The following is a 24,334-nucleotide window of genomic DNA, read 5'->3' as shown; positions in this document are numbered from 1 at the left end:
CGGTTGGGATCATGAGTGGACAGGGATTCGGATTCACGCCCGGCGACGATGACGACCGCGACGACCGCGATGACGGCCGCGGCGGCCAGGGCCAGAACCCCTTCGGCGGCTTCGGATTCTTCGGGTTCCCGATGGGCGGAGCCGGACAGGGCGGCCAGGGCGGTCCCGGCGGCCAGGGGGGTCCCGGCGGCCAGGGTGGCTTGGGTGATTTCCTCAACCAGCTGGGACAGATGATGTCCGGCATGGGCCAGCAGATGAACGCGCAGGACGGCGCGCCGGTCGACCATTCCGTCACCGAGCGCATCGCCCGGCAGCGCATCGGCCAGGTCGCCCCGGTTCGCGATTCGGAGCGGGAGGCGCTGACCGACGCCCTGCGCCTGGCCGAACTGTGGCTCGACGACGCCACGACGCTGCCCGCCGGCGCCAACCGCGCCGAAGGGTGGAATTCCCTGCAGTGGCTGGAGCACACCTTGCCGACGTGGAAGCGCATCGTCGACCCCGTCGCCGAGCAGATGGCGGAGGCCTCCGTCGCCGCCATGCCGGAGGAGGCCCGCGAAATGATGGGCCCCCTGCTCGGCATGATGAGCCGCATGAACTCCATGAACTTCGGGGTTCAGCTCGGCGGCGCCCTGGCCGACCTGGCCAAGGACGCGCTGACCGGCTCCGACCTGGGCCTGCCGCTGCACACCACCGGCGCCGCCGCGCTGCTGCCGACGCACCTGACCGCCCTGGCGGAGGAACTGGAGCTGCCCGCCCGCGAGCTCTACGTCTACGCCGCCGCCCGCGAAGCCGCCCACCAGCGCCTGTACGACCGGGTGCCGTGGCTGGCCGAGCGGATGATCTCGTCGGTCGAGGAGTACGCCGCCGGCCTGGTCTTGGACTACTCCGGCATCGAAGACGCCGCCCGCGGCCTGGACCTGGAGTCGATGCAGGACCCGGCGAAGCTGCAGGAGGCGATGTCCGCCATGCAGAACATGGACCTGTCGCCGAAGATCACCTCGTCCAACCAGCACGCCCGCACCCGCCTGGAAACCCTCCTGGCGCTGGTCGAGGGTTGGGTCGAAGTCGTCGTCGACGACGCCCTCGGCGAACGCCTGCCCGGCGCCGCCCAGCTCGACGAAGCCTGGCGCCGCCGCCGCGCCTCCGGTGGCGCGGAGAAGGCCCTGGAAAAGGCCACCGGCATCAACCTCGGCGCCCCGAAGATCCGCGAAGCCGCCGACCTGTGGCGCCGCCTGACCACCGCCGTCGGCGTCGACCGCCGCGACGGCGTCTGGGACCACCCCGACTTCCTGCCGGTGGCCGAAGACCTGGACAACTCCGCCGAATTCATCGACGGCGTGCTCGGCGGCGACGCCTCCGACGACTTCGACCCCATCGCGGAACTGGAGGACCAGCTGCGCAAGGAAGCCGAAGAAGGCGACGAACGCGACCAGCCGGACGGGGAGAACTAGGACCCGGCCGCTACGACCGCACTCCCCACCGCTGATACGCCTCCAGATAGCCCCGCGCCCGCTCGTGGTGCGGGGCCTTCGACGCCCATGCCCAAAACTCGTCCGAGTGGCCGTCGTCGATGAAGGTGTGCACGAGCTCATGGACGATGACGTCGTCGAGGACGTACGCCGGGACGTCGGCAAGCCTGTGCGACACGCGGATCCGCCCCGGATCCCCCGTCACCGACGCCCACCGGCGCGACATGTTGCGCACCCACTTGATGGACTCCATCCGCGGCCGGCCCTCCAGAACCGTGCGGGCGAGATGGCGGGCGCGCTTGTCCAACGCGGCGTCGTCGAGATTGTTGCCCACCTTGCGGCGGACGCGTTCGACGATGTCGGCGACCTGGCGGCGCTCCTCCGCCTCCGGCAGGTCGTCGGGGATCATGACCACGATGCGGCTGCCCTCCGCGCGGGCGGACACGGTGCGCCGACGTCGCTTCGAACGGCGCACGTCAACGTCCGGCCCGTAGTCGGGGCGGTCGCGATTCGGGCGCGTGCGGTCCATGCCCCCAGCGTAGACGGCTTCGGGGGTGAAACGGGCCGATTCGCCGGGTGCGCGCGTGCCGCGGCCGTGCTTCAGTGTCGGCATGGGGGTTGGGATCGGGGAATCCGCGCCGGTGCTGCTGCATCGCCACGTGCCTGTGCTGCTGCGGCCGGGCGGGCGCGTCCAATTCGGGGCGGACGCGCGCACGTGCCTGGTGTTCCCCATCCCCGACGGCGTCGCCCCCGGCCCCGTCTTCGCCGCCCTGCTCGCCGGCACCCGCGGCGCCTGCATCTCCGAGGGCCTGGCCGGCACCGAACTGCCCGCCGCGACGGCGCACCAGCTGGTGGGTGAACTGCGCAGGGCGGGGTTCGTCGACAAGCACCGCCAACCCGGGCCCGTCGCCCTCATCGGACGCGACGGCCTGCGCCCGCGGCTGGCCGACGCGCTGCGCCTGCGCGGCTGGTCCCCGACCTCGCGCATCCCGGGCCCGGCCACCGCCGCCTGGATCACCCGCGCTCCCGTCGCCTCGGTGGGGACGGTCGTGCTCACCGGGTTCGAGGTGCCGGACGTGACCCTGCTGGGGACTCTCCGCGGCCGCGGGATCGCGCACCTGTCGGTCGTGCTTCGCGACGGCGTCGGCGTGGTCGGCCCCTGGGTCCCCGACTCCGCCGCCCCGTGCCCCGCCTGCGCCGAAGAACACCGCGTCGACGACGATCCCGCCCGCCGGATGCTCGCGCTGCAGCTGGCGGGCAGGGTCGGCACCGCCCCGCCGGAGACGGTGACCGCGACGATCGCCACGGTCATCGCGCAGCTGGGGTCGATCACCGCCGGCGACGGGTCGCTGTTGCGCGGCGCGGACGTCGTCGTCGACCCGCATGGCCTCGGCGGCCGGGTGCGCCCGCTGCTGCCGCATCCGAGGTGCCCGGTGTGCACCGGCGCGGCGGCGATGGCCCGGTAGGGGGCACAATGGCCACCATGAGTGAAGATTCGGTCTCCGGGTCCCCGTTCCGCCGCGCCGCCCGGTTGGCGTCGGTGCCGCTGTCGGCGGGGGCGCGGGCGTTGAATCCCCGCAGCCGGGAGGCCAATCCGCGCAAGACCGCCGAGCAGTTGGCGTCGGTGCTCGGCGAGCTCAAGGGCGGGGCGATGAAGGTCGGGCAGGCTCTGAGCATTTTCGCGCCGATCCTGCCCGACGAGTTCGCCGAGCCGTTGGCGGGCACGTTGCGGTCCCTGCAGGCGGAGGCCCCTCCCCTGCCGGCGGCGTCGGTGCACCGCGTGTTGGACCGGCAGTTGGGCACCGCGTGGCGCACCCGTTTCCGCGAGTTCGACGACGTGCCCGTCGCCGCGGCGTCGATCGGCCAGGTGCACAAGGCGGTGTGGTCGGATGGTTCGACCGTCGCCGTGAAGGTGCAGTACCCGGGTGCGGACAAGGCGATCAAGGCGGATCTGCGCCAGTTGAAGATGATCACGCCGATTCTCCAGCAATTCGAGGACGGCATGAACATGACGGACCTCGTCGACGAGATCGCCGACAACGTTCTCGACGAGTTGGATTACCGCATCGAGGCCGATCACCAGCGTGCGTTCCATGCGGCGTTCGGCGGTGGCCAGGAGCCGCGCCTGCATGTGCCGAAGGTGTACGCGTCGGCGCCGAAGGTGCTGGTCAGCGAGTGGGTCGAGGGTGTGCGCCTCGGCGAGATCATCGAGCACGGCACGCAGGACCAGCGGTCGTGTGCCGCGGAGGCGCTGACCGTGTTCGAGTTTGCGTCGCCCGACTTGGTGCATCGAATGCACACGGACCCGCATCCCGGTAACTTTTTGCTTTCCGACGACGGCGTCCTCACCGTCATCGACTTCGGCGCGTGCATTCATCTGCCCGAGGGGTTGCCACGGCCCCTGATCGAGTTGGTCGCGGCGGTCGTCGATGGCCGCAAGGAGGATCTGCTGGATTTGGCGGTGGAGCACGGGTACGTCACCGGCGGCCGCGAGAAAGATCTGACGCCCGAGGAGGTCGAGGCGTTCCTCCTTCCGTTCGCCGAGCCGTTGTCGCACGACGATTTCGTGTTCACGGTGGACTGGTTGAAGCGGGTGATGGCCCCGTTCCTGGATCCGTCGTCGCCGCAGTCGAAGTTGAGCCGCAAGTTCGGCATGCCGAAGCGGTACATCATGATTCACCGGATCCTCGCCGGCGCCGTCGCGGTGTTGGCGCAGTTGTCGGCACCGGCTCCGTATCGGCAGGTGATCGCGGAGCATTATCCCGAAATGGTTGGGTTGGATCCCGGGCGGTAGCGTCTCGGTCATGCGACCGCAGGAGTTGTACCACCAGGTGGGCATGACCCATGAGGGACTGTCCGGCATCGTCGACCAGGTGCGCCAGTTGGTGGCGTCGGCGGAGGTGTGGGATCGGGCGACGCTGACCGTCGATGATTCCGCGGTGATCACGCCCGCCGAAGCCGCGGATGCCGTCGTCGATGATCTCCGCGCCTGCGCCGACGCCCTCGACCTGGCGATCGGGCATGCCGAGGCCGCCTGGTCCGCCAGTTCCCGCATCGGCGACGGCGGGTAGCCCCCGGATCGTCGCGGAATCCGGTGGTCCGAGAATCCGGTGCGCTTAGAAAGGGCTGCCCCAGAACGGGTTGTCCTCGAACGGTGTTGTCCTCAGGAGGTGTTGTCCTAGAACGGGGATGCGTCAGAAGGGAATGCCCGGTCGCGGCCCCAGCGGCTTCGGCGGCTGCGGCACGCGGTGGGCATCCACATCAGCCCGACACCACCCAGACCCCTGCTCACGCCGACGCCTGGCCACCCGCGCCGAGACCTGCTGCCGCGACCACAACTCATCATCGACACACGGCCACCCATCATCAGCCGCGACCACCAACCCACCGGCCTGTTGCCGCACATCCGGGTCATCGGAGTTGAGCGGCCCGGCAACGAAATCAGCCAACTCCTCCTCGTACCGTCTGGTCTGACGGGCGTGTGTGCGCAGTGCGGCATCGATATCGGCCTGCTCCATCGCCGCCTGCCTGTCGGCTTCGGCTTTCATCCGCCGCAGATTATCCCCGTGAATCGTCGACGCCCGACGGGTGGCCCGCTGGGAAAACGTCTGCCGGCCGATATGGGCAATCGGACCATGAGCCACCGTGGTGGCAAACACATGTCCGGCATGGTCGACCCACGTCACCGACCCATCGGCATGCATCACCGCGCGCCAATGCTTCGAGGTCTTCAGGTTGTGGTGGCGCTGGCACAAGCACTGCAGATTCCACGTCGCCGTCACCCCCAACCCATAACCACTGCCGCCACCGTCACCGTCACTGGTGGTGTGGGTGGGGTCGTAGTCGATGACATGGTCGATCTGACATCGATGCGCCGGCACATCACACCCCGGGAACCGACACTGACCATCACGGCCGCGTACCCGCGCTTTTTGTGCGTCGGTGGGCACATACCCACCGGTGGCCGAGTCCGACGACAACCGAACAGTCGCCGCCCGGGACAGCCACGCCTTGGTCAGGTACTTCGGCAACCAGCCGGCACCATCGAGCCACACCTGCACATCGCCCTCATCAGCAGTGCCGGTGGTGTTGGTGCCGTCGACGTAGACGTTCATCGTCACCGACACCCCCTCACCCTCACCACGACACAACGCGATGAGCGCATCGGGCAAAGAACACTCATTGCCATCGTTGCCGTCGTTGGCCTTCGCATCCCTAATCGCCCGCACGGTGGCGTCGAGCTCGGCGAGGCGGTCTTTGCGCAACACCACGATCAACTGCCCGAAATCACCAGCTCCCTCATTGTCGACCCCGTACGACTCACCGACAATCGGCCTCGGCTCGTCGTCGGGTGGGGTCGACACCGGTTCGATGGCTTCGACGATGCGGCGCAACTCCCGGGCGAAGACCCTCGGCCCGGGCAGGGCCTGGAAGTCCTTCCTCGGACACAGGTAGGCGACGAACTTGTCTTCCACCGCAGCGAGATTGTCGTCGGATACCGCGGCAATGGCCGCGGCAATCGTGGCCAGGCGCTCATGCGGCCACGCCCCCGACCGGCATACGCCCAAGACTTTGGGCATGCGGCGCAGCATCACCCCGACGTCGCAGTATCGGGCGGCTTTGCCGCGTGACAGGCCCAGGCGCGTGGCCACGCAGGCGAGGTGGGAGTCGACGTCGTCGTCACCGTCGGGGGTAACTGCAAGGCAGATGTCGATGTCGACGATGTTGCGCCGCCGGGCGAGGTTGCTCACCGGCTCATCGCGTTCGGTGGCCCACCGCTTCCGCGCAGGTGGCGGCTCGGTGTCGTGATGATCGTGATCGTGATGGTGGTGGTTGTTGGTTGCGTCATGGTCGAATGCCATGTCGATTCCCCCCGGCGCTGGATGCGCGTGTCGAAAGTGACTGTGTCGCGTGATCGCTGCTGCTGATCTGCCCCGATGCGGCAGCCTCCCCCGGCCCCGCCGTCACCATTCATCATACAAGTGTTCGAGTCGATTCCTTCGAACATTGGGTAACGATTCGGGCTCGTTTCGCCCCACCGTTCACATGTGCATCAGGGCGCATGCGTACCCGCCGCCGTCGTCAAGCAAAGCAAGCGCACCCCACACGCAACAAGGCCCGCACCCACCGCAGACGCAGCGGTCGCGGGCCCGAACCCGGGGCGGCCTACGACCGGGCGGAAACGGCCTCACCGAGCGGCACATCGCCGTCGAGGAACGCGATCTCGCGCCGACCGCCGAGCTCGTCGAACCGCCCGACCACATGCGCGATCATCGCCGCAACCGTCGCACGCGACGTGGTGCGCTCGACGCCCTCGGGCACCTCGGAATCATCGCCGACGTACACGTTGCCGGCCGGCTCCTCCGTCAACGCACCCGGCTTCAGGATCACGTACCGCAACCCCGACTCGCGCAGATGCTCGTCCGCCGCGGCCTTCGCATCCGCGTAATGCACGAACGGATTGTCCGCCGGCACGCCGTGGTCACGCCGCGCGCCCCAGTACGACACCATCACGTACCCGGCGTCGCGCGGGCAGGCGTCCATCGACGCGATCGCCGCGACCTCGTCGACCGCCTTCGTCCGCGCCGGATCCCCGCCGCCGGCGCCCGCCGACCACACGACCAGATCCGTCCCCGCCAACAGGGCCGCCCACCCGTCCGCATCGAGCCGCTCGATGTCGACGACGTGCGGCACCGCGCCCGTGGCCTCCACCTCGTCGGCGTGCCCCGGGTTGCGGATCACCCCGATGACCTCATGCCCCGCGCCCGCCAACAGCGGCAGCGCCCGCAGCGCGACTTTTCCGTGTGCTCCGATGACGTGGATTCGCATGGCCCCACGCTACCGACGTGGCGCCGCCGACGCTTCCCCGCTTTACGACGACGCGATCAACGCCAGCAACTCGGCCCCGAACTTCTCGACCTTCACGGGACCGATCCCCGGCACCGCCAACAACTCCGACGGCTCCGACGGACGCGCCTCGGCGATGGCCGCCAACGTCGCATCGGAAAACACCACGTAGGCGGGGACGGACATCTCGCGGGCGGTCTCGGCCCGCCATGCCCGGATGGTCTCCACCAGCTGCGGGTCGACGTCCGACGGGCACGACGAACACCGGCCGATGATCCGCTCGGCGTTCGTGGCCAGACGCCCGCCGCAGGTGCGGCACGTGACGGCCTTCTTCTTCGCCGGCTGGGCGGGGGCCGCCGCGACCAGGCCCGGAACGTCGAGCCCCTCCAGGAAACGACTGCGGCGGCGGGTGCGGCGGCCGCCCTCCTGCCGCGACAACGACCACGACAACTCGAGATGCTCGCGGGCGCGCGTGACGCCGACGTAGAGCAGACGGCGCTCCTCCTCGACGTCCTGGGAATCGTCGCCCTTCTTCAACGCATGCTGGATGGGGATGTTGCCGTCGGTCAGGCCGACGAGGAACACCGCGTCCCACTCCAGGCCCTTCGCGGCGTGGAGGCTGGCCAGCGTCACGCCCTGCACCGTCGGCGGCTGCTTCGCCTGCTGACGGGTGCGCAACTGCCCCAGCAGTCCCTCGATGCGCAACTCCGGGTCGGTGTGGACGAGTTCCTCGCACAGGTCCGCCAAGGCACCCAACGACTGCCACCGTTCGCGGGCCTGGGCGCCCTCCGGTTCCTCCCGGGTCAGGCCCAGCGGCACGAGGGTGGCCCGCACCAGCTCCGACAATTTCCTGCCCACCAGCGGCGCTCCGGTGTCCCCCGCCGAACCGTCGCCGGCGGTGGCCACGTCCGGCCGCCGCGCCACCCGGATCAACTCGGTGACGGCCTGCTTGATCTCCGGGCGCTGGTAGAAGCCCTCGCCGCCGCGCACCTGGTACGGGATCCCGGCTTCGCTCAACGCCTGCTCGAACACCGCCGACTGGGCGTTGACGCGGTAGAGCACCGCGATCTCCGACGCCGGCACGCCCGAGTCCAGCAACCGCCGGATCTGCCGGGCGACGACGCGCGCCTCCTGGGGCTCGTCGTCGAACTCGGTGTACCCCGGCTCCGGGCCGTCGGGACGCTGGCCGATCAGCTGCAGGCGCGACCCTGCCAGACGCCCCTTCGCCATGCCGATGACCTCGTTGGCCAAACGCACCACCTGCGGCGTCGACCGGTAGTCGCGTTGCAGCCGCACTACCGTCGCGTCGGGGAAGCGCCGCGAAAAGCCCATCAGGTACTCGGGGGTCGCGCCGGTGAAGGAGTAGATGGTCTGGTTCGCGTCGCCGACGACGGTGAGGTCGTCGCGTTCGCCGAGCCACGCGTCGAGCACCCGCTGCTGCAGCGGGGTGACGTCCTGGTACTCGTCGACGACGAAGCTACGGTATTGCGCGCGGAATTCCTCCGCCACGGCGAGCGAATTCTCCATCGCCCCGGCGGTGTGCAGCAGCAGGTCGTCGAAATCCAGCAGCATCCCGTCGGGCGAGGTCTTCATGTCCTCGTACGCGCGGTAGGCGGCCGCCAGCTTCTCGGCCGGGACCGGTGCGACGCGTCCATGCTTGTCGACGGCTTCCGCGTAGCCCTCGGGAGTCACCAACGAGGCTTTCGCCCACTCGATCTCCCCCATGACGTCGCGGATGGTCTCCTTGCCGGAGTCCAGTCCGGTGGCGCGGACGGCGCGGGCGACGACGGAAAACTTGTTGTCCAGCAGCCGCCACGGCAGATCACCGGCGACCTGCGGCCAGAAGTACCGCAGCTGGCGCAGCGCCGCCGAGTGGAACGTGCGGGCCTGCACGCCCGTCGACCCCATCGCGGTGAGCCGGTCGCGCATCTCGCCGGCCGCGCGGGCCGTGAACGTCACGGCGAGGATCTTCTGCGGCTGCACGAACCCCGACCGGATCAGATGGTCGATGCGGTGGGTGATGGTGCGGGTCTTGCCGGTGCCGGCGCCCGCGAGAATGCACACCGGCCCCAACGGCGCGGTGGCCGCCTCGAGCTGGTCCGGGTCGAGGGAGATGGCCCCGCCGGCGGCGAGGTTACTTGACGACATCCGGATCGGAATCCTCCTTGAGCACGCGGCGGACGTACAGCAGCCGGTCGCCCGGCTCGACGGACTCGCATTCCGGCGAATCGATGCGGTACAGCTCGCCGGAGCGCACGACGCCCAGGACGATGTCCGCGAGGTGACGCGGGTTGGCGCCGATCTCCTCCTCGGTGACCAGACGCTCGGCGACCGAGAAGCCCTCGTCGGGGCTGAGCAGGTCCTCCATCATCTCCACGACCGACGGCGTCACCGTGGCCAGGCCGAGCATGCGGCCGGCGGTTTCGGAGGAAATGACCACCTGGTCGGCGCCGGACTGGGTGAGCAGGTGGCGGTTCTCCGACTCGCGCACCGACGCCACGATGGTCGCGCCGGGGGCGATCTCCCGCACCGACAGGGTCACCAGCACCGCCGTGTCGTCCTTGTTCGGGGCCACGACGACCGACCGGGCGCGGGGCACGCCGGCGAGTTTGAGCACGTCGGCCTTCGTCGCCGACCCGTGGACGGTCACCAGCCCGCGCACGCTGGCCTGGTCGAGGGCCTGCTGGTCCTTGTCCACCACGACGATCTGCGACGGGTCGACGCCGTCGGCGAGCAGCGCCGCAATGGCGGAACGGCCCTTCGTGCCGTAACCGATGACGACGGTGTGGTTGCGCATTTGCTTCCTCCAACGCTGGATCTGCAGTGCCCGGCGGGATTCCTCCGTCAGCACCGTCAGGGTCGTGCCGACCAAGAGGGCCAGGAACACCACGCGCAGCGGCGTGATGATCAAGATGTTCATGATGCGGGCGCGTTCCGTCACGGGCGTGATGTCGCCGTACCCCGTCGTCGACAGGGACACCGCCGAGTAGTACAGGGCGTCGACGAAGGTCAGGGGCTCGGTGTAGCCGTCCTTGTCGAGGTACACGACGAACGTCGCGATGAGCATCATCGCCAACGCGTAGCCCAGGCGCCGGGCGATGAGCCGCCACGGGTCCCGCCGCGCCGCCTGCGGCATGCGGATGACGCCCAGCAGGGCATGATCCGGCAGGTCGTCCAATTCGATGTCGGAGCCCAACCGATCGCGGATCCTGTCGCGCATCGTCAGCCACCCTTCCGCGTCGTCGTGTCCGCGACGAGCTCGCGCATCGCCTCGTCCAACTCTAGCCGGTCGGGCAGGTCCTTCCCCGCCGGTTCCACGGTGACGTCGTCGACGATGTAATGGAACGCCGCCCGCACGTCCCCGGGGTCGATGTCCTCGCCCGCCGCGCGGCGACGATCCGCCCAGGCGATGCGGTACACCGCCAGCTGCAGCGCCGCCTGCCGGGCCTTCTCACCGACCGGCCTGCGCCCCGTCTTCCAGTCCACGACCATCCACGTACCGTCGATGCGGAACACCGCGTCGATGCGCCCGACGATGCGCCGGCCGCCGACGCCGATGTCGAACGGCTCCTCCACGAACTCCGGCGTCCGATCCGCCCACTGGCTCGCGGAGAACTTCGCCTTGAGCTTTTCGACGTCCGCGTCAACCATTTCGCCGTCCTCGTCGACGACGGCGAACAGGTCGTCGTCGTCAAGCAATGCCGACGTGCCGAAACGATTCTCCAACCAGGCGTGGAACGCGGTGCCGCGACGCGCGAACCGGTTCGGCTTGTACGGCACCGGCCGGGCGCGACGACGGGCGAACGCCTCCGGGTCGGCTCGCAGGGCCTGGTACTCGCTGGTGGACAACTGCACCGGCATCGGCACCGACACCGCCTCGGTGCGGGCGCGGCGGCGCTCCTCCAGAAGCATGGACACCTCGTCCTCCCACACCTGCGACAGGTCGCCCGGCACCGGGCGGGAAGAATCCGGGGCCGACAACGCGTCCGGGGAATCCGGATCGGCGAAGGAGCGGACCAGCCCCGCGGCCCGTTCCAGCACCTCCCGGCGCGCGGGATCGGGCGCCGCGGGCCAGCGCACCCCTTCGGCATCCGGGATGGGCAGGGGCTCGGCGGAGACCTCGTCGACCCACGTCTCCACCGCGTCGGGACGCAGCGCCCGCAGCGCCGTCAGATGCTCCGACGGCCCATCGGGCTTCTTGCGCCCCGGCGTCATCCGCTGACTTCCCGACACCAGCAGCACGTCCTCCGCGCGGGTGACGGCGACGTAGAACAGGCGGTCGGCCTCGGCGATCTTCGCCGTGCGGTACTGCGCCTTGTGCTCCTCGAGTGCGGCGGCCAGCTCGCTCTGGTTCTCCGCCCCCGACGTGTCCAGCACGGGGGCGCCGTCCCCCGACTCGCCGTGCCCGGCCTCGTCCTCGCCGACGACGTCCGACGGCAACAGCTGCGCCTTGGTCAACCACGTGTCCACCTGAACCTCGTCGTACACCGACGCGCACACGTGCGGCACCGCCACGACGTTCCACTCCAGGCCCTTGGCCTTGTGGACGGTCATGATCTCCACCCGGTCGCCGCGCATCCGGGTCTTGCCGGGCTCCAGCCCCTTGTCGTGGACCGCCGCGCGATCGAGGTATCCCAGAAACGCCGGCAACTCGCCGCCGAGCCGCCGGGAGAAATCCGCCGCGACCTCGGTGAACCGGTCCAGGTGCACCGTGCCGACCTCGCTGACCGCGGCCTCCACGCGAATGCCGAACGCCTCCTCCACATCCGCGATGAGCTCCGGCAACGGCTTACGCAGCGAAAACCGCCGCAGGTTGCGGAGCTTCGCCGACAGATCCGCGATGCGCCGGCGACCCTCCTCCGAGTAGCCCGGCGCGGCGTCGCCATCGTCGTCGAGGGCCGGGTCCGCGACCGCGTGGCCGAGACCGGTCGGCGGCGTCACCCGCTGCGCCGCGATCTCCGCCAGGTCCGCGTCGAGGGCCGACAGGGGGCCGTCGACCTCCGCCTCGACTTCCGTCTCCCCCGCGTACCGGGCGAGCTGCCGGGCGCGACGCCCCAGGGCCTTGATGTCCGACGCGCCGAGCGGTGCGCGGGGCCACGTGAGGATGCGCAGCATCGCCCGATCGTCGGCCGGGTCCGCCAACACGCGCAGGCAGGCGATGACGTCGAGGATCTCCGGCAGGGTCAGCAGCCCCGCCAGCCCCACGATTTCGGCGGGCACCCCGGCGGCGGTCAGCGAGTCGAGGATGGCGGCGGAATGCTTGTTCTTGCGCACCAGAACCGCCGCGGTGATCGACCGGCCCTCCTCGCGGGCGGCGCGGAACTCCTCGGCCATGTGCTCGGCCACCCACGCCAATTCGTCGTCGGCGGTGGAGTGCAACGCCAACCGCACCGTGCCGCGCTCCGCCCCCGCACGCGGCGCCAATTCCTCGACGGTGCGGGGGCCGTCGCCGAATGCGCGGGAGGAGACGTCGTTGGCCAGCTCCAGCACCGCCGACGGGTTGCGCCACGACGTCAGCAGCTGCTTCTTCTCCGCCGGGCGCCCGTCGGGGCGCGGAAAGTCCGTGACGAACCGCGTCAGGTTCGCCGCCGTGGCGCCCCGCCATTCGTAGATCGCCTGCATCGGATCGCCGACGGCCGTGACCGCCGTGCCCGCGAACAGGGCGCGCAGCAACACCCGCTGGGCGTGGGAGGTGTCCTGGTATTCGTCGAGCATCACCACCCGGAACCGCGCCCGCTCAGACTCCCCGACTTCCCCGATGCCGTCGGCAAGCCGCGCGGCCATGGCCATCTGCCGGCCGAACGTCACCGCCCCCGCATCCTCGTGCCGCCGCCGCAGTTCCCCGACCAGCGGCAGCATCGCCAGCCGGTCCCGCTGGGCGCGCAGCGGGCCCTCCAGCTTGGAGTGCAGGTCCTTGCGCTGCCGCGGCGCCTTCGGCGTCTGCATGACGTTCGCGATGAACGCTTCGGTCTGTTCCCGCACCTCGTCGACGGAGGCGAGGTTCGAGTCGATTTCCTCCGACAGCGTCATGAGCTTGCCGACGAGGTCGGCCACCCCGAGATCCGTCGCAATGGATCCCCGATCTCGGACGAGCTCCCAGGCCATCTGCCACTGCGTGGCGCCGTCGAGGACCTCCGCCCCCGGTTCGGCGGGCAGCAACAGCCCGTATTCGCGCACCAGCGAACCCGCGTAGGCGTCGTAGGTGGACACCTCCGGGGTGATCACCTGCAGCGCCTCGCGGACCTGCGGGGAGGCGACGGCGTCGAAGGCTCGACTGGCCGCCAACGACGCCAACCGTTCGCGGATGCGCTGACCCAACTCGCGCGCCGCCTTGCGCGTGAACGTCAGGCCCAGGACCTCCTCCGGCCGCACGAACCCGTTGGCCACCAGCCACACGACGCGGGCGGCCATCGTCTCCGTCTTGCCGGCGCCCGCGCCCGCCACCACCAGAAGCGGCTCCGGCGGCGCGCCGATCACCTCGGCCTGCGCCGGGGTCGGCTGGTGCGGCTGCCCGATCATGCGCGACAGCGTCACCGGGTCGATGATCTTCCGGCCGGCGTTCATCGGCTCCCCTCCTTCGCCGGGCACGCCAGGCGCACCCCGCAGTGATCGCAATGGCGGCCGGGCGTGGCCAACGACCCCGGTCCCCGCAGGGCGGCGGCGACGTCGAGCACCGTGGCCCGCCACTGCTTCAACTGGTCCGACGTCAGACCCGACTGCACCCGCACCGACGGGCCGTCGGCGACGGGTTTGCGCGGGTACACCAACTTGCCGCCCGACGACTCCATCGGCCCCGACCCGTCGACGCCGCCCTCCGCCAACGCCAGCTGGTACGTCGCCAACTGCGGATTCTTCTCGACCTCCGCCGCCGAGGGCACGGTCGCCCCGGTCTTGACGTCGACGATGACGTAGCCGCCCTCCGGGTGTTCCTCCAGCCTGTCGATGCGCCCGGCGATCACCGCGTCGTCGTCAAGCGGAACCCTGACCCCGATCTCCGTGCCCACCGCACGCGATCCCGCCGCCCAGTCCGCCCACGTCTGAACCGCCGCAGCCCACTCACGCTGCATCGACTCGATGCGCCACGCGGGTTCGTCGACGATCCCGGGCAACGCCCGCACAAACGACTGCACCGCGTCCTCGACGGCGACGCCATCCTCCAACGCCTCGACGACTCGGTGAAACGCCGTGCCCAACGCCATCTGATCCGACGACGCCGGCTGCTCCAGCAGCGCCCGCAACGGACACTCGAGAACCTTGCCCGCCTTCGACGGACTCACCCGCACCGGCGACGACTCCGCCGGCTCGTCGGTGCTCGGATCGGCCAGGCCCCACCACTCGGACGGATCGGCGCCGGGCACGCCGTCGGCGGCCAGCCGCGCCAACTGCCGGGCCGCCTGCTCCCGGCGCACCGGGCCCGCCGACTCCGACAGCACCGCGGCACGCAACTCCGCCAGCAACGACCCCATCGACAGCACCCGCGTGACGTCCCGCGCCGTCTCGGCGACGGGCGACTCCGGCGTTGCCGCGGCCGCGTCGGCACCCGACTTCACCTCGACGTCGGCGCCCAACTCCGCGAGGAAACGGCTCGGCGACCCCTCGTCGTCCGGGGCGTCGACCGCCGTGACCAGCAGCCGACGCCGGGCGCGGGACACCGCCACGTGGAACAGGCGACGCTCCTCCGCCAACCGCTCGGCCGCATGCGACACCGGGGTGCCCGGCTCGATGCCGTCGTCGAGGAGATCGACGAGCTCGCCCTGGCCGACCACCGACCCCGTCCGCCCCAGCGACGGCCACACGTCTTCCTGCACCCCGGCGACGGCCACCGCCTCCCACTCGCGGCCCAACGCCGCGTGGGCCGACAAGATGACCACGGCCTCGCGTTCCGCGCCCCGGCGATCGCGGGCGCCCGTCGGCAACTCGTGGGCGGCGATCTCGCGGACGACGCCCGCGATGGTCACCGACGGATCGCCCTCGACGAGGTCGCCGAGGAAGTCGAAGAACGTCATGACCCCATCGAGGTCCCGGTCCGCCGCCGATCCCGCCGCGCCACCGCGCAGCGACGCCGCCATGAGGTGATCGGCCAGACCCGACGACTCCCACAGAGCCCAGGCGGCCGCCTCCACGCCCTCGGCTCGAGCGGCGCGGCCGGCATCGAGAATGCGCAGCGGGCCGGCGAGCACGTCGCGCTCGCGCTCCGGCAGCCCCGCGATGAGCTCCCCCTGCTCCGGCGTGCGCTCCTCCGCCGCGAGCAACCCGACGATGCGGTCCATCGCACGGCCGCCGGCGAGATCCGCGCGGCGCACGCCCCGGATCAGGCGGGTCAGGGTCACCGGGTCGGCGTTGCCCAACGGTCCGGCGAGCAGGCGCTCCCACTCCGACGGCGACAACCCTTCGTCGACCGCCCGCAACGCAAGGACCAGCGCGGCGACCATGCGTTGCTCGCCGAGCACGACGTCGGTGGGGTCCATGCGCACCGGCACGCCCGCGCGGGCCAGAGATCGGTGCAACGCGGAATCGCCCGCCCCCGAACGCACGAGCACCGCCATGTCCTTCCACGCCACGCCGTCCTCCAGGTGCGCGCGGCGCAGGAAATCCGCGATGGTCGCCTGCTCCCCCATCCCCGTGTCGTGGACGACGACGCGGGCGGCCGGACGCTCCCCGCCGACGCGCATGCCCCGAATGCCGCGCTCCGGCGGAGTGCCCGGCAACCGCGACGACACCCGGTTCGCCGCCACCGCGATCTCCGGCGTCGTCCGCCACGACGAATGCAGCACGATGCGCCGCCGCGGATCCGCCACCGAATCGAGGAACGCCGAATCCGCGCCGCGGAAACGCAGCACCGATTGGTCGTGATCGCCCGTGACCACCGCCAGGTCGACGCCCGGCAACAGCCTGCGGATCAACTCCGCCGACTGCGGGTCCAGGTGCTCCGCGTCATCGACGAGCAGCACCCGGATGCCCGCCTCCGCCACCAACGACGGATCGTCGTCGATCGCGGCGACCGCCGCCGACACCAGCTCGGCGGCGTTGAGCTCCTCGTGCCACGACAGCCGCGTCACCTGGCGGTATTCCCGGAGGAACGTCCCCGCGGCCACCCACTCGGCGACGCCGTGTTCGCGTCCCAGGCGCTCGAGCTCGTCGGCGCCGACGCCACGCTCGGCGGCCCGCAGCAGCAGATCCCTCAGCTGCCGGGCCATGCCGCGCAACCGCAGCGCGGGGACGAGCCGCTCCGGCCAATACGCCCCGCCCGCATCCGCGTGGCCCTCGAGCAACTCGCGGATCACCGCATCCTGCCGGGCACCCGTGGCCAACGCCGGCTCCGGCTTGCCCGCACGAACCGCAGCCGCACGAACCAGCGCGAACGCCAGCGAATGCACCGCGCGGACCATGCCGCCCGACCCGGCGCCCGACGAGCGCGGCAACCTCCGGGCCACGTCGTCGCGCAACCTCGACGCCGCCTCCTTCGACGGTGCGAGCACCTGCACCGAATCCGCCGGCCACCCCGCCGCGACATGCGCCGCAGCAAGATCCACCAGCAACGCGGACTTCCCCGTGCCCGGCCCGCCGACGACCTGCCAGGCCGCACCCGGGGCCTTCAGCTCCGCCAGTCGGTCGTCGCCCGGGAACAACGCGGCGACCGGCCCCTCCCAGGTTCGACGGGCCGGGGCCTCCGGCTCGGTCAAGCGCACGGCGGGCATCTGATTCATGGCGACATCATCGCACACGCCCCGGAATCGTTCGAACGGGCGTTCCCCACGCTCCGTCGACCCCGGCCACGGGTTCGTCGCCGACCGGTCGCCGGCCCGTCGCCAGCCCTTCCCAAACGCGCTACAGGCGCGCGCGGACCATCTCGGTCGCCCGCGCCAGACCGCGCCACGCGGCGGGCCGGGACTCCGGATGCGCCGCATGGAGGAACAGCCGGTTGCAGATCACCCGCGCCAGCAGGCCATCCCAATGCGGCACATGGTCGAACCGCCCGAGCAGGTCCTCGTCCGCCCCTCCCCAAGCCACGGCGTCGACGGCGGCGACGGCCCGCGTCCACCCGGCGGGATGCCAGCGCGGAACGAGATCGACGAACAGCGGCGGCGCCGACCCGTCGTACAGCACGGTGCCGACCGGATCCCCGTGCACGAGCTGCCCCTCGGCGCCCACCTGGCCGCGCAGGCCGATCATCCCGCCGGCTGCGGCGAGGGCCTCCGCCGCATCTCCGCGCGGCACCGCATCCGGGTCGAGGAATTCCTCGAGCTGCGCGATCGGATCCTCCGCCCACGCGGCGCGATCGCACACGTCGAAGACGTCGCCGCCGCCGCGGGCGAGGAAGCGGGGACGTTCGACGTCCGCCAGGGCCTCCTCCAACCTGCCGCAGGCGACGATGGTTTCGTCCGCCCGCGGTTCCGGGCGGCCCGGACGGTGCTGGCGGGCCCGCCACCCGGACAGGACGTGGCGGCCGTCGCTGGTGCGCACCGGGTGCGCCACCTCCGCCCCGTCGACCGCCAGCGATTCCAGCACCTTCGCCGACCACGCCGCACGCGACGGGTCGGCCACCGCGGAAATCACGGTGTCGCCGTAGAGCCAGCCGTCGTCCCACGCGGGGCCGGCGGGCACGGGGGTGCCGGACGCGCCGAAGGCGTCGGAGACGTGGGCCGGGGGCATGCGGGTCATCGGGTCCCCGCATCCTCCGCGAAGCGGAACTCGCGGAACGACATCGCCGCCGAATCGTAGAACAGCACGCGGCCCGACAGCGGCTCGCCGAAACCGGTGATCACCTTCACCGCTTCCGTGGCCATCAGCGTGCCGATCGTGCCCGGCACCGTGCCCAGAATGCCCGTCTGCTCGGCCGTGAGCACGGTCTCCGGGGCGGGCGGCTCGGGGTACAGGTCGCGCAGCCACACGCGCCGGCCGCCGCCGAGGTCCAGCCCGAACACGCTGACCTGTCCGCCCAGCTGGCGGATGCTGCCCCACACCTCGACGACGCCGAGCCGTTGGCAGGCGTCGGCGATGAGGTAGCGGGTCTCGAAGTTGTCGGTGCCGTCGATGACCAGGTCGTGGTCGCCGATGATCGCGTCGATGTTGTCGGGGCCCAGGCGCTCGTCGACGGTCGTGATCTCGATGTCGGGGTTGAGCGCCGCCATCTTCTCGGCCGCGGATTCGACCTTGGGCCGGCCGATGTCCTCGACGCGGTGAATGACCTGACGCTGCAGGTTCGTCAGGTCGACTCGGTCGTCGTCGACGACGGTGAGCTTTCCGACGCCCACCGCGGACAGATAAAAGCCGACGGGCGAGCCGAGGCCGCCCGCGCCCACCATGATCACCTTCGCCCCGGCGAGCCTGCGCTGCCCCTCCTCGCCGAAACCGGGGATGGGCAGATGGCGGGCGTAGCGCTCGGGGTCGAACACCGGATCAGCCGAGGGGGTAGGGCCAGGGGTTCGGCGCGCAGCGTGCTCCGTCATCGGGGTACACCTCGTTCGGGTTGAGCTTGTGCAATTCGGAATTGTCCAGCGACAGCGTCTGCTGCATCATGATCGGCGCCACCGCGCCGTCGTCCGGGCAGGCCTCGTGGGAGGCGTAGCCGATGGCATGGCCGACCTCGTGGTTGATCAGGTATTGGCGGTAGGCGCCGAGGTCGCCCTCGAAAGTCAGGGCGCCGCGGACCCAACGGGCCTCGTTGATGAGCACGCGGGTCGGGTCGTCGCCGCGGCGATCCGAAATCGAGCAGCTGGTCTCCAGCGGAATCTCGTAGCCGCACTGTTCGTGCGCGGTGTCGGTGGACACCAGCTGGAAGACGAGGTCCGGGTTGTCGTCGCGTGCGACGCGCTCGAAGGCGAACTTCTCGTCGCGGATCCAGCCGCGCTCGTCGGCCAGGGTGGCGTCGATCATCCCGCCGAACGCGTCCGCGCCGCCGAAGCTGGCGGGGTCGACGGTGTCCTCGATCTCGACGGCGTAGCGCATGGTCAGCTCCTTGCCCTCGCCCACCCGGCCCGCGGCGGAGTCGACCGGGACGAAGACGCCCGACGATTCCTCGGTGAACGGCCCGCCCGGGGGCAGCTGGCCGACGTCGAGATTCTCGACGTACCCGCCCTCGGGGATGGGACCGTGCGGGAGTTCGCTGGTGGCCGCCGAAACGTTCGTCTTCTCTTCGCGGACGTCGCGGACGACGTCGACGACGACGATGACGGTGAGGACCAGCAAAACGGGGATGGCGTACGCGCGCCATCCCCACTGCCGGGCGAACCTGACGAAAAACGACTCTTTGCTCATGCGCGGGCGCTGCCGGATCGTGGCGCGCGGATCAGGCGATGAAGCCGACCTGGCGGGGAGCCGCCGGGCCGACCTGCACGTACGCGATCTTGGCGATCTGCGCGAGGTGGGTCTTGCCGGCGCCGTCGACGAGCTCGAGGACGCCCTCCCCCGCCGCGAGGCGATCGGAGAGGGAGGAGGCCAGGTCGCGGCCGCCCTCGACTCCCGAGATGTTCAGCTCGCGGGGGTTGTCAACGAATCCGATGGTGATGTCCATGCGGGACATCATAGCCCGGCCTCCGACGGCTAGTATCGGGGACGACCGTGCAGCACCGACATGAAGGAGATTCCGGTGGCAGACCGTCCCGCGCCGACGTTCGTCGAATTGGGGGTCGCGGCGGAAATCTGCGATGCCCTCGCGTCCGGGGGCATCACGCGGACCTTCGCCATCCAGGAGTTGACGCTGCCGCTGGCGCTCGACGGCACGGACATCATCGGGCAGGCCCGCACGGGCATGGGCAAGACTCTGGGCTTCGGCGTTCCGCTCATCGACCGGGTCTTCGACGATGCCCGCGTGCCGGAGCCGGACGGCACGCCGCGCGCGTTGGTCGTCGTGCCCACCCGCGAGTTGGCGGTGCAGGTCGGCGAGGATCTCGAGCCCATCGCCGAGGCGGTGGATCTGCGGGTGACCACGATCTACGGCGGTCGCCCGTACGACGAGCAGATCGAGGTGCTCAATGCGGGCGTCGACGTCGTCGTCGGCACGCCCGGCCGCCTCATCGATCTCCATCAGCGCGGCGACCTCAACCTCGGGGCGGTGCGGATCCTCGTCCTCGACGAGGCAGACGAGATGCTCGACCTGGGCTTTTTGCCGGACATCGAGAAGATCCTCCGGGCGGTTCCCGAGGGTCGGCAGACCATGCTGTTTTCGGCGACGATGCCGGGGCCGATCCTCAATCTGGCGCGCACCTTCATGGATCGTCCGGTGCACATCCGCGCCGAGTCGGGCGAGTCGGAGGCGAGCGTCCACGACACGACGCGGCAGGTGGTGTTCCAGTCGCATCAGATGGACAAGCTGCCCGTCATCGCGCGGATCCTCCAGGCCGAGGGCCGCGGCCGGACCATCATCTTCGCCCGCACGAAGCGGTCCACCGCGTCGGTGGCCGAGCAGCTGGGCGAGCGGGGTTTCCGGGCGACGGCGGTCCACGGGGACATGGGCCAGCCGGCGCGCGAGAAGTCGCTCAACGCCTTCCGGTCCGGCGACGTCGACGTGCTGGTGGCCACCGATGTGGCGGCCCGCGGCATCGACATCGACGACGTCACGCACGTCATCAACCATCAGGTGCCGGAGGACGAGATGACCTACGTCCACCGCATCGGCCGCACTGGCCGCGCGGGCAACACGGGCACGGCCGTCACGTTGGTGGGCTGGGATGAGCTGATGCGCTGGAAGATGATCGACGACGCGCTCGGCCTGGGTTTTCCGGAGCCGCCGCAGTGGTTTTCGACGTCTCCGGAGCTTTACGACGCCCTCGGCATTCCCGAAGACGCCGGGGAGTCGGTGGGGCCCGCCCGGCCCGTGCTCGGGTCCCGGCCGGTGAAGGACCGCAGGGATCGCGGGGATCGGAGGGGCGGTCGACGGGACCGGCGCGACCGCGATGAGCGTCGGCGCCGTCGATGAACCGCAACCGCATCGCGGCGTCGCTCATCGTCATCGCCGTCGTAGCGACGGTGGCGTGGACGTGGTGGCGGGCGCCGGCGCGCGGGGTCGACCACGTCGTCGCCGATGAACCCTTCGCCGCGACGACGGCACTGGACCGCGCGCCGGAGTCGCTGACGGAGATCTGGTCGGTTCCCGCCCCGCGGTCATCGGCGCCGTTCACGGTCGACGGGCTGGTCATCGCCGCCGACGACCACGGCGTCACCGCCCTCGATCCGGCCACGGGCGAGCCCGCGTGGTCGTATCACCGCGACGTGGCGTTGTGCGAGGCGATGGTGTCCAACGGCCGCGTCGTCACGGTGTTCCGGGGCCCGGCCGGCTGCGGCGAAGTCACCTCGCTCAACGCCTCCGACGGGTCCTACGCGGCCACGCGCCGCGGCCTGTCCTCCGACGAGATCGAACCGGTGCGCTCCAACGACCGCTCGGGCGCCCGCACCGACCGGATGGTCGAGCTGTGGCGCGACGACCTGGTCCGCACCGTCGAATACGGCGTGGTGGAGGCGACGTCCGAGCCGGGGCTGCAGCCACACCCGGGCTGCACGATCGCCGATGCGCTGACCCGCAGCTCCGTCCTGGCGGTGATCAACGACTGCCCGGACGGGCATCGCCTGATCATTCAGGAGGCCACGCCGGAGGAGACCCGCGAACCGGAGCTCCACGCCGACGTCGCCCTCGACGGGCCCGCCCGCCTGGTGGCCATCGGCCAACGGGCCGCGGCGATCCTCGTCGACGGCGAGGTCCGCACCTACTCCAAGGAGGGCGTCCCGGGCCCGTCGTGGCGCCCCGCCCCGGGCGAGCTTCCCGACGCCGCACCCGACGGCGGCTCCCCCGCCCCCGTCGCCGCGACGGCGGACCTCCCCCACCACATGACCTGGTTCACCGGTTCCACGCTGGCGGCGTTCCGGCCCGACGACCTGTCGCTCGACTTCGTCGTCCCCCACGCCCTGGGCACCGGCGTCGCCGTCGGGGAGGAATTGCTCGTCCCCATGGCCGGCGGACTGGTCCGCATCGACTGGAACACCGGCACGCCCCTCGGCGTCATCCCCGTCGCCCGCGGCGCACTCGCACCGGGCGAATCCGTGACCACGGCGGTCGCCGGCGACGTCATCGTCGAAAAGCGCGGCGACGAACTCGTGGGACTGCGTCAGGCCCCGTAGGACGTGGCCGCCCAGTCGACGGCCTTCGGATTGAACATGCAGGCCAGCGCACCGCCCGCGAAAAGCGCGGTGACCAGGCCCAACGAAATCGCCCCCGAGGTGAACATGTAGAGCGCCACACCCGCCAGGCACAGATTGAGCATCACGATCGGCCCACGGCCCCACCGCTTGCCGCGCAACAGGAACACCGCGCCGGCGAGCACCGCACCGAAGACGAAGAAGAACCACAGCGCCGTGCCCCAGCCCGAAATGACCGCGCCGGGGTCCTCGAAGCCCCGGAGGTCGCGGATCAACAGGAACACGCCGTAGCCCATGCCCATCACGCATTCCACCACGGCGATCCAGGCGCCGACGATGACGGAGCGGGGCGCCGCCATGGGCGCGGGACGGTCTGCTGCGGAAAGTCTGCTGTTCACGTGATCACCATAACGTCATTACGATGAGCATCGTGCGCGGCCTGCTGATCTCCAACCCCAACTCGACGTCGATCACCGACTCCCTCGTCCGGACGGTGGTCGCCGAGCTGCGGGCGGTGCCGGGCCTGTCCCTGCGGGCCGAGTTCACCGCGCACCCCGGCCATGCCACGGCCATCGCCACCGGCCTGACGCGGCGCGATTGCGACGTCGTGGTCTGCATGGGCGGCGACGGCACCGTCAACGAAGTGGTCAACGGCCTGCTCGGCTCCGCCGCCGACGGCCGCCCCGTGCGCGCCGCCGACGACATCCCCGCCATCGCGGTGATCCCCTCCGGCAGCGCCAACGTCCTGGCCGGCGCCCTCGGCCTGCCCCGCGGCCCGAAGTCGGCGGCCCGCATGATCGCCGATCTACTGCGCGCCGGCGAGGAGCGCACCATCAGCGTGGGCCGCGCCGCGGACCGGTGGTTCGTGGTCAACGCGGGCCTGGGCATCGACGCCGAGGTCATCTCCGCCATGGAGGATCTGCGCGCCGGCGGCGTCCGCGCCCACCCGTTGCGCTACGTGCCGGCGGCCCTGGGCGCATGGAACCGCCTGCGCACCAACCCGCCGCGCATCTCCGTCAGCGCCGACGGCGAGCCGATCGGCCGGGACCTGCCGATGGCCGTGGTGTCGAATTCGAACCCGTGGACCTTCTTCGGCGACCTCGCGGTGGTGACCAACCCGACCACGCGGCTCGGCGGTGGCCTGGGCTTCTACGGCATCACCTCGGTCTCCGGGATCAGGGGCATGGTGTCGGCGCTCCGGCTCGTCGGCGCGGGCCGGGCGCTGTGGTCCGCACTCAAGGTGGAGGACAGGGAGCTTCGCGACGACGACGTCGGCGCGGTGACCCTGAGCTCCCCGGAACCCCTGAAACTGCAGATCGACGGCGAGTACGTCGACGAACGCCGGGAACTCGAGATCACGTGCGCCCGCAACGCCGTGCGCTTCATCGCCCCGGCCGAGGCCCGCGAGTACGGCGAAGACGTCGGCGACACCGTTTGGTGGCGGCGGTTGGCTGCTGTGCTGGGCCGGAAGTTCCGGGCGTTGCCGCTGCCGCGCCGCCGCGGAGGGCGCGAAGGGCGCGGAGGGCATTAACCGACGGTTACGGCCCCCTCGAGGCCCTCACCTGCGGATGTAACGTGTAGTTCACTTTTTTGTGAGGTTCCGCACTTTTTGGCGGAAAGGTCTTCACAAGCGGGCCGTGACGTGTCATCATTCAACAGGACCGCGGGGGGAGCGAATACCTCCACCCGCATTGCGACCAGCGGGCCAATCGCGCTCGCGGTCCGCGGATCCACCGGCGAACCCCTTGAGTCCCGTCACGGGACATCACGCCGGCGGCACATCCGCACGTTCATCTGCGCATGGGGAGCACACCAACCGCAACGCGGCCACGAGCCGCGTCGTTTCCCCATGCCTCACCCGGGTATCGACCACAAGGAGTTTTTGT

At 70.8% G+C, this 24,334-nt stretch carries 19 protein-coding genes; 7 read left to right on the top strand and 12 right to left on the bottom strand.

The annotated features are described in order from the left end of the window. Positions 1-11 precede the first annotated feature (11 nt). On the top strand, positions 12-1,451 hold the full coding sequence (locus CFREN_RS02750) for a zinc-dependent metalloprotease (RefSeq protein ID WP_209654032.1): 1,440 nt from the start codon (positions 12-14) through the stop codon (positions 1,449-1,451). A gap of 10 nt (positions 1,452-1,461) precedes the next feature. Here the strand turns inward: CFREN_RS02750 and CFREN_RS02745 are convergent, their stop codons facing one another. After that, a complete protein-coding gene (locus CFREN_RS02745) occupies positions 1,462-1,998 on the bottom strand; it encodes a YgjP-like metallopeptidase domain-containing protein (RefSeq protein ID WP_209654033.1) in 537 nt (178 codons plus the stop codon). An 82-nt stretch (positions 1,999-2,080) separates the two neighbouring features. Between CFREN_RS02745 and CFREN_RS02740 the strand changes: the two genes are divergently transcribed. Genes CFREN_RS02740 through CFREN_RS02730 form a run of 3 tightly spaced genes read left to right on the top strand, consistent with a single transcriptional unit; the run spans position 2,081 to position 4,540 of the window. Then, positions 2,081-2,935 carry a TOMM precursor leader peptide-binding protein gene (locus tag CFREN_RS02740; RefSeq protein WP_209654034.1) on the top strand — a complete coding sequence of 285 codons (855 nt, stop codon included), beginning with the start codon at positions 2,081-2,083 and terminating at the stop codon, positions 2,933-2,935. 17 nt (positions 2,936-2,952) lie between these two features. Then, on the top strand, positions 2,953-4,263 hold the full coding sequence (locus tag CFREN_RS02735) for an ABC1 kinase family protein (protein ID WP_070521510.1): 1,311 nt from the start codon (positions 2,953-2,955) through the stop codon (positions 4,261-4,263). Positions 4,264-4,273: 10 nt separating this feature from the next. Then, on the top strand, positions 4,274-4,540 hold the full coding sequence (locus CFREN_RS02730) for a hypothetical protein (protein ID WP_209654035.1): 267 nt from the start codon (positions 4,274-4,276) through the stop codon (positions 4,538-4,540). A 123-nt stretch (positions 4,541-4,663) separates the two neighbouring features. Here CFREN_RS02730 and CFREN_RS02725 read toward each other — a convergent pair whose 3' ends face one another. The 10 genes from CFREN_RS02725 to CFREN_RS02680 form a co-directional block, all read right to left on the bottom strand. Further along, the gene (locus CFREN_RS02725) at positions 4,664-6,331 is read right to left on the bottom strand and encodes an HNH endonuclease signature motif containing protein (RefSeq protein ID WP_209654036.1); all 1,668 of its coding nucleotides are present in this window, start codon (positions 6,329-6,331) and stop codon (positions 4,664-4,666) included. A 304-nt stretch (positions 6,332-6,635) separates the two neighbouring features. Further along, positions 6,636-7,298 carry an NAD(P)H-binding protein gene (locus CFREN_RS02720; protein ID WP_209654037.1) on the bottom strand — a complete coding sequence of 221 codons (663 nt, stop codon included), beginning with the start codon at positions 7,296-7,298 and terminating at the stop codon, positions 6,636-6,638. Between the two features lie 42 nt (positions 7,299-7,340). Next, positions 7,341-9,464: an ATP-dependent DNA helicase UvrD2 gene (locus CFREN_RS02715; protein WP_209654039.1), complete on the bottom strand. Its 2,124-nt coding sequence runs from the start codon at positions 9,462-9,464 to the stop codon at positions 7,341-7,343. Next, positions 9,451-10,536: a potassium channel family protein gene (locus CFREN_RS02710; protein ID WP_209654041.1), complete on the bottom strand. Its 1,086-nt coding sequence runs from the start codon at positions 10,534-10,536 to the stop codon at positions 9,451-9,453. The genes CFREN_RS02715 and CFREN_RS02710 overlap by 14 nt, the downstream gene beginning before the upstream one ends. Before the next feature lie 2 nt (positions 10,537-10,538). Further along, a complete protein-coding gene (locus tag CFREN_RS02705; protein WP_209654044.1) occupies positions 10,539-13,880 on the bottom strand; it encodes an ATP-dependent helicase in 3,342 nt (1,113 codons plus the stop codon). Continuing rightward, a complete protein-coding gene (locus CFREN_RS02700) occupies positions 13,877-17,023 on the bottom strand; it encodes an ATP-dependent helicase (protein ID WP_209654046.1) in 3,147 nt (1,048 codons plus the stop codon). Before CFREN_RS02700 ends, CFREN_RS02705 begins: the two co-directional genes overlap by 4 nt. Positions 17,024-17,144: 121 nt before the next feature. Further along, positions 17,145-17,978 (bottom strand): TIGR02569 family protein, encoded by an 834-nt coding sequence (locus CFREN_RS02695; protein ID WP_209654048.1) that lies wholly within the window; start codon positions 17,976-17,978, stop codon positions 17,145-17,147. Next, positions 17,975-18,712, bottom strand: coding sequence for a HesA/MoeB/ThiF family protein (locus tag CFREN_RS02690; RefSeq protein WP_070518943.1), 738 nt, complete (start codon positions 18,710-18,712; stop codon positions 17,975-17,977). The genes CFREN_RS02695 and CFREN_RS02690 overlap by 4 nt, the downstream gene beginning before the upstream one ends. A gap of 4 nt (positions 18,713-18,716) precedes the next feature. Next, complete coding sequence (locus CFREN_RS02685; RefSeq protein WP_070518942.1) at positions 18,717-19,574, bottom strand: DUF3152 domain-containing protein; 858 nt, start codon at positions 19,572-19,574, stop codon at positions 18,717-18,719. 31 nt (positions 19,575-19,605) lie between these two features. Then, the gene (locus tag CFREN_RS02680) at positions 19,606-19,830 is read right to left on the bottom strand and encodes a DUF3107 domain-containing protein (protein WP_035122966.1); all 225 of its coding nucleotides are present in this window, start codon (positions 19,828-19,830) and stop codon (positions 19,606-19,608) included. A gap of 60 nt (positions 19,831-19,890) precedes the next feature. Here CFREN_RS02680 and CFREN_RS02675 point away from each other — a divergent pair, with 60 nt between their 5' ends. Beyond that, positions 19,891-21,234 carry a DEAD/DEAH box helicase gene (locus CFREN_RS02675; RefSeq protein WP_209654050.1) on the top strand — a complete coding sequence of 448 codons (1,344 nt, stop codon included), beginning with the start codon at positions 19,891-19,893 and terminating at the stop codon, positions 21,232-21,234. Beyond that, a complete protein-coding gene (locus tag CFREN_RS02670; RefSeq protein ID WP_209654053.1) occupies positions 21,231-22,430 on the top strand; it encodes an Rv3212 family protein in 1,200 nt (399 codons plus the stop codon). Before CFREN_RS02675 ends, CFREN_RS02670 begins: the two co-directional genes overlap by 4 nt. Here CFREN_RS02670 and CFREN_RS02665 read toward each other — a convergent pair. After that, complete coding sequence (locus CFREN_RS02665) at positions 22,418-22,846, bottom strand: hypothetical protein (protein ID WP_239252701.1); 429 nt, start codon at positions 22,844-22,846, stop codon at positions 22,418-22,420. The genes CFREN_RS02670 and CFREN_RS02665 overlap by 13 nt on opposite strands. A gap of 23 nt (positions 22,847-22,869) precedes the next feature. On the opposite strand from CFREN_RS02665, the gene CFREN_RS02660 reads away from it, so the two are divergent. Next, positions 22,870-23,979, top strand: coding sequence for a diacylglycerol/lipid kinase family protein (locus CFREN_RS02660; RefSeq protein WP_070518939.1), 1,110 nt, complete (start codon positions 22,870-22,872; stop codon positions 23,977-23,979). Positions 23,980-24,334: the final 355 nt, after the last annotated feature.

Source organism: Corynebacterium freneyi (assembly GCF_030408835.1).
Taxonomy (GTDB): Bacteria; Actinomycetota; Actinomycetes; order Mycobacteriales; family Mycobacteriaceae; genus Corynebacterium; species Corynebacterium freneyi.
This window is presented reverse-complemented; position numbering and strand designations above follow the sequence as displayed.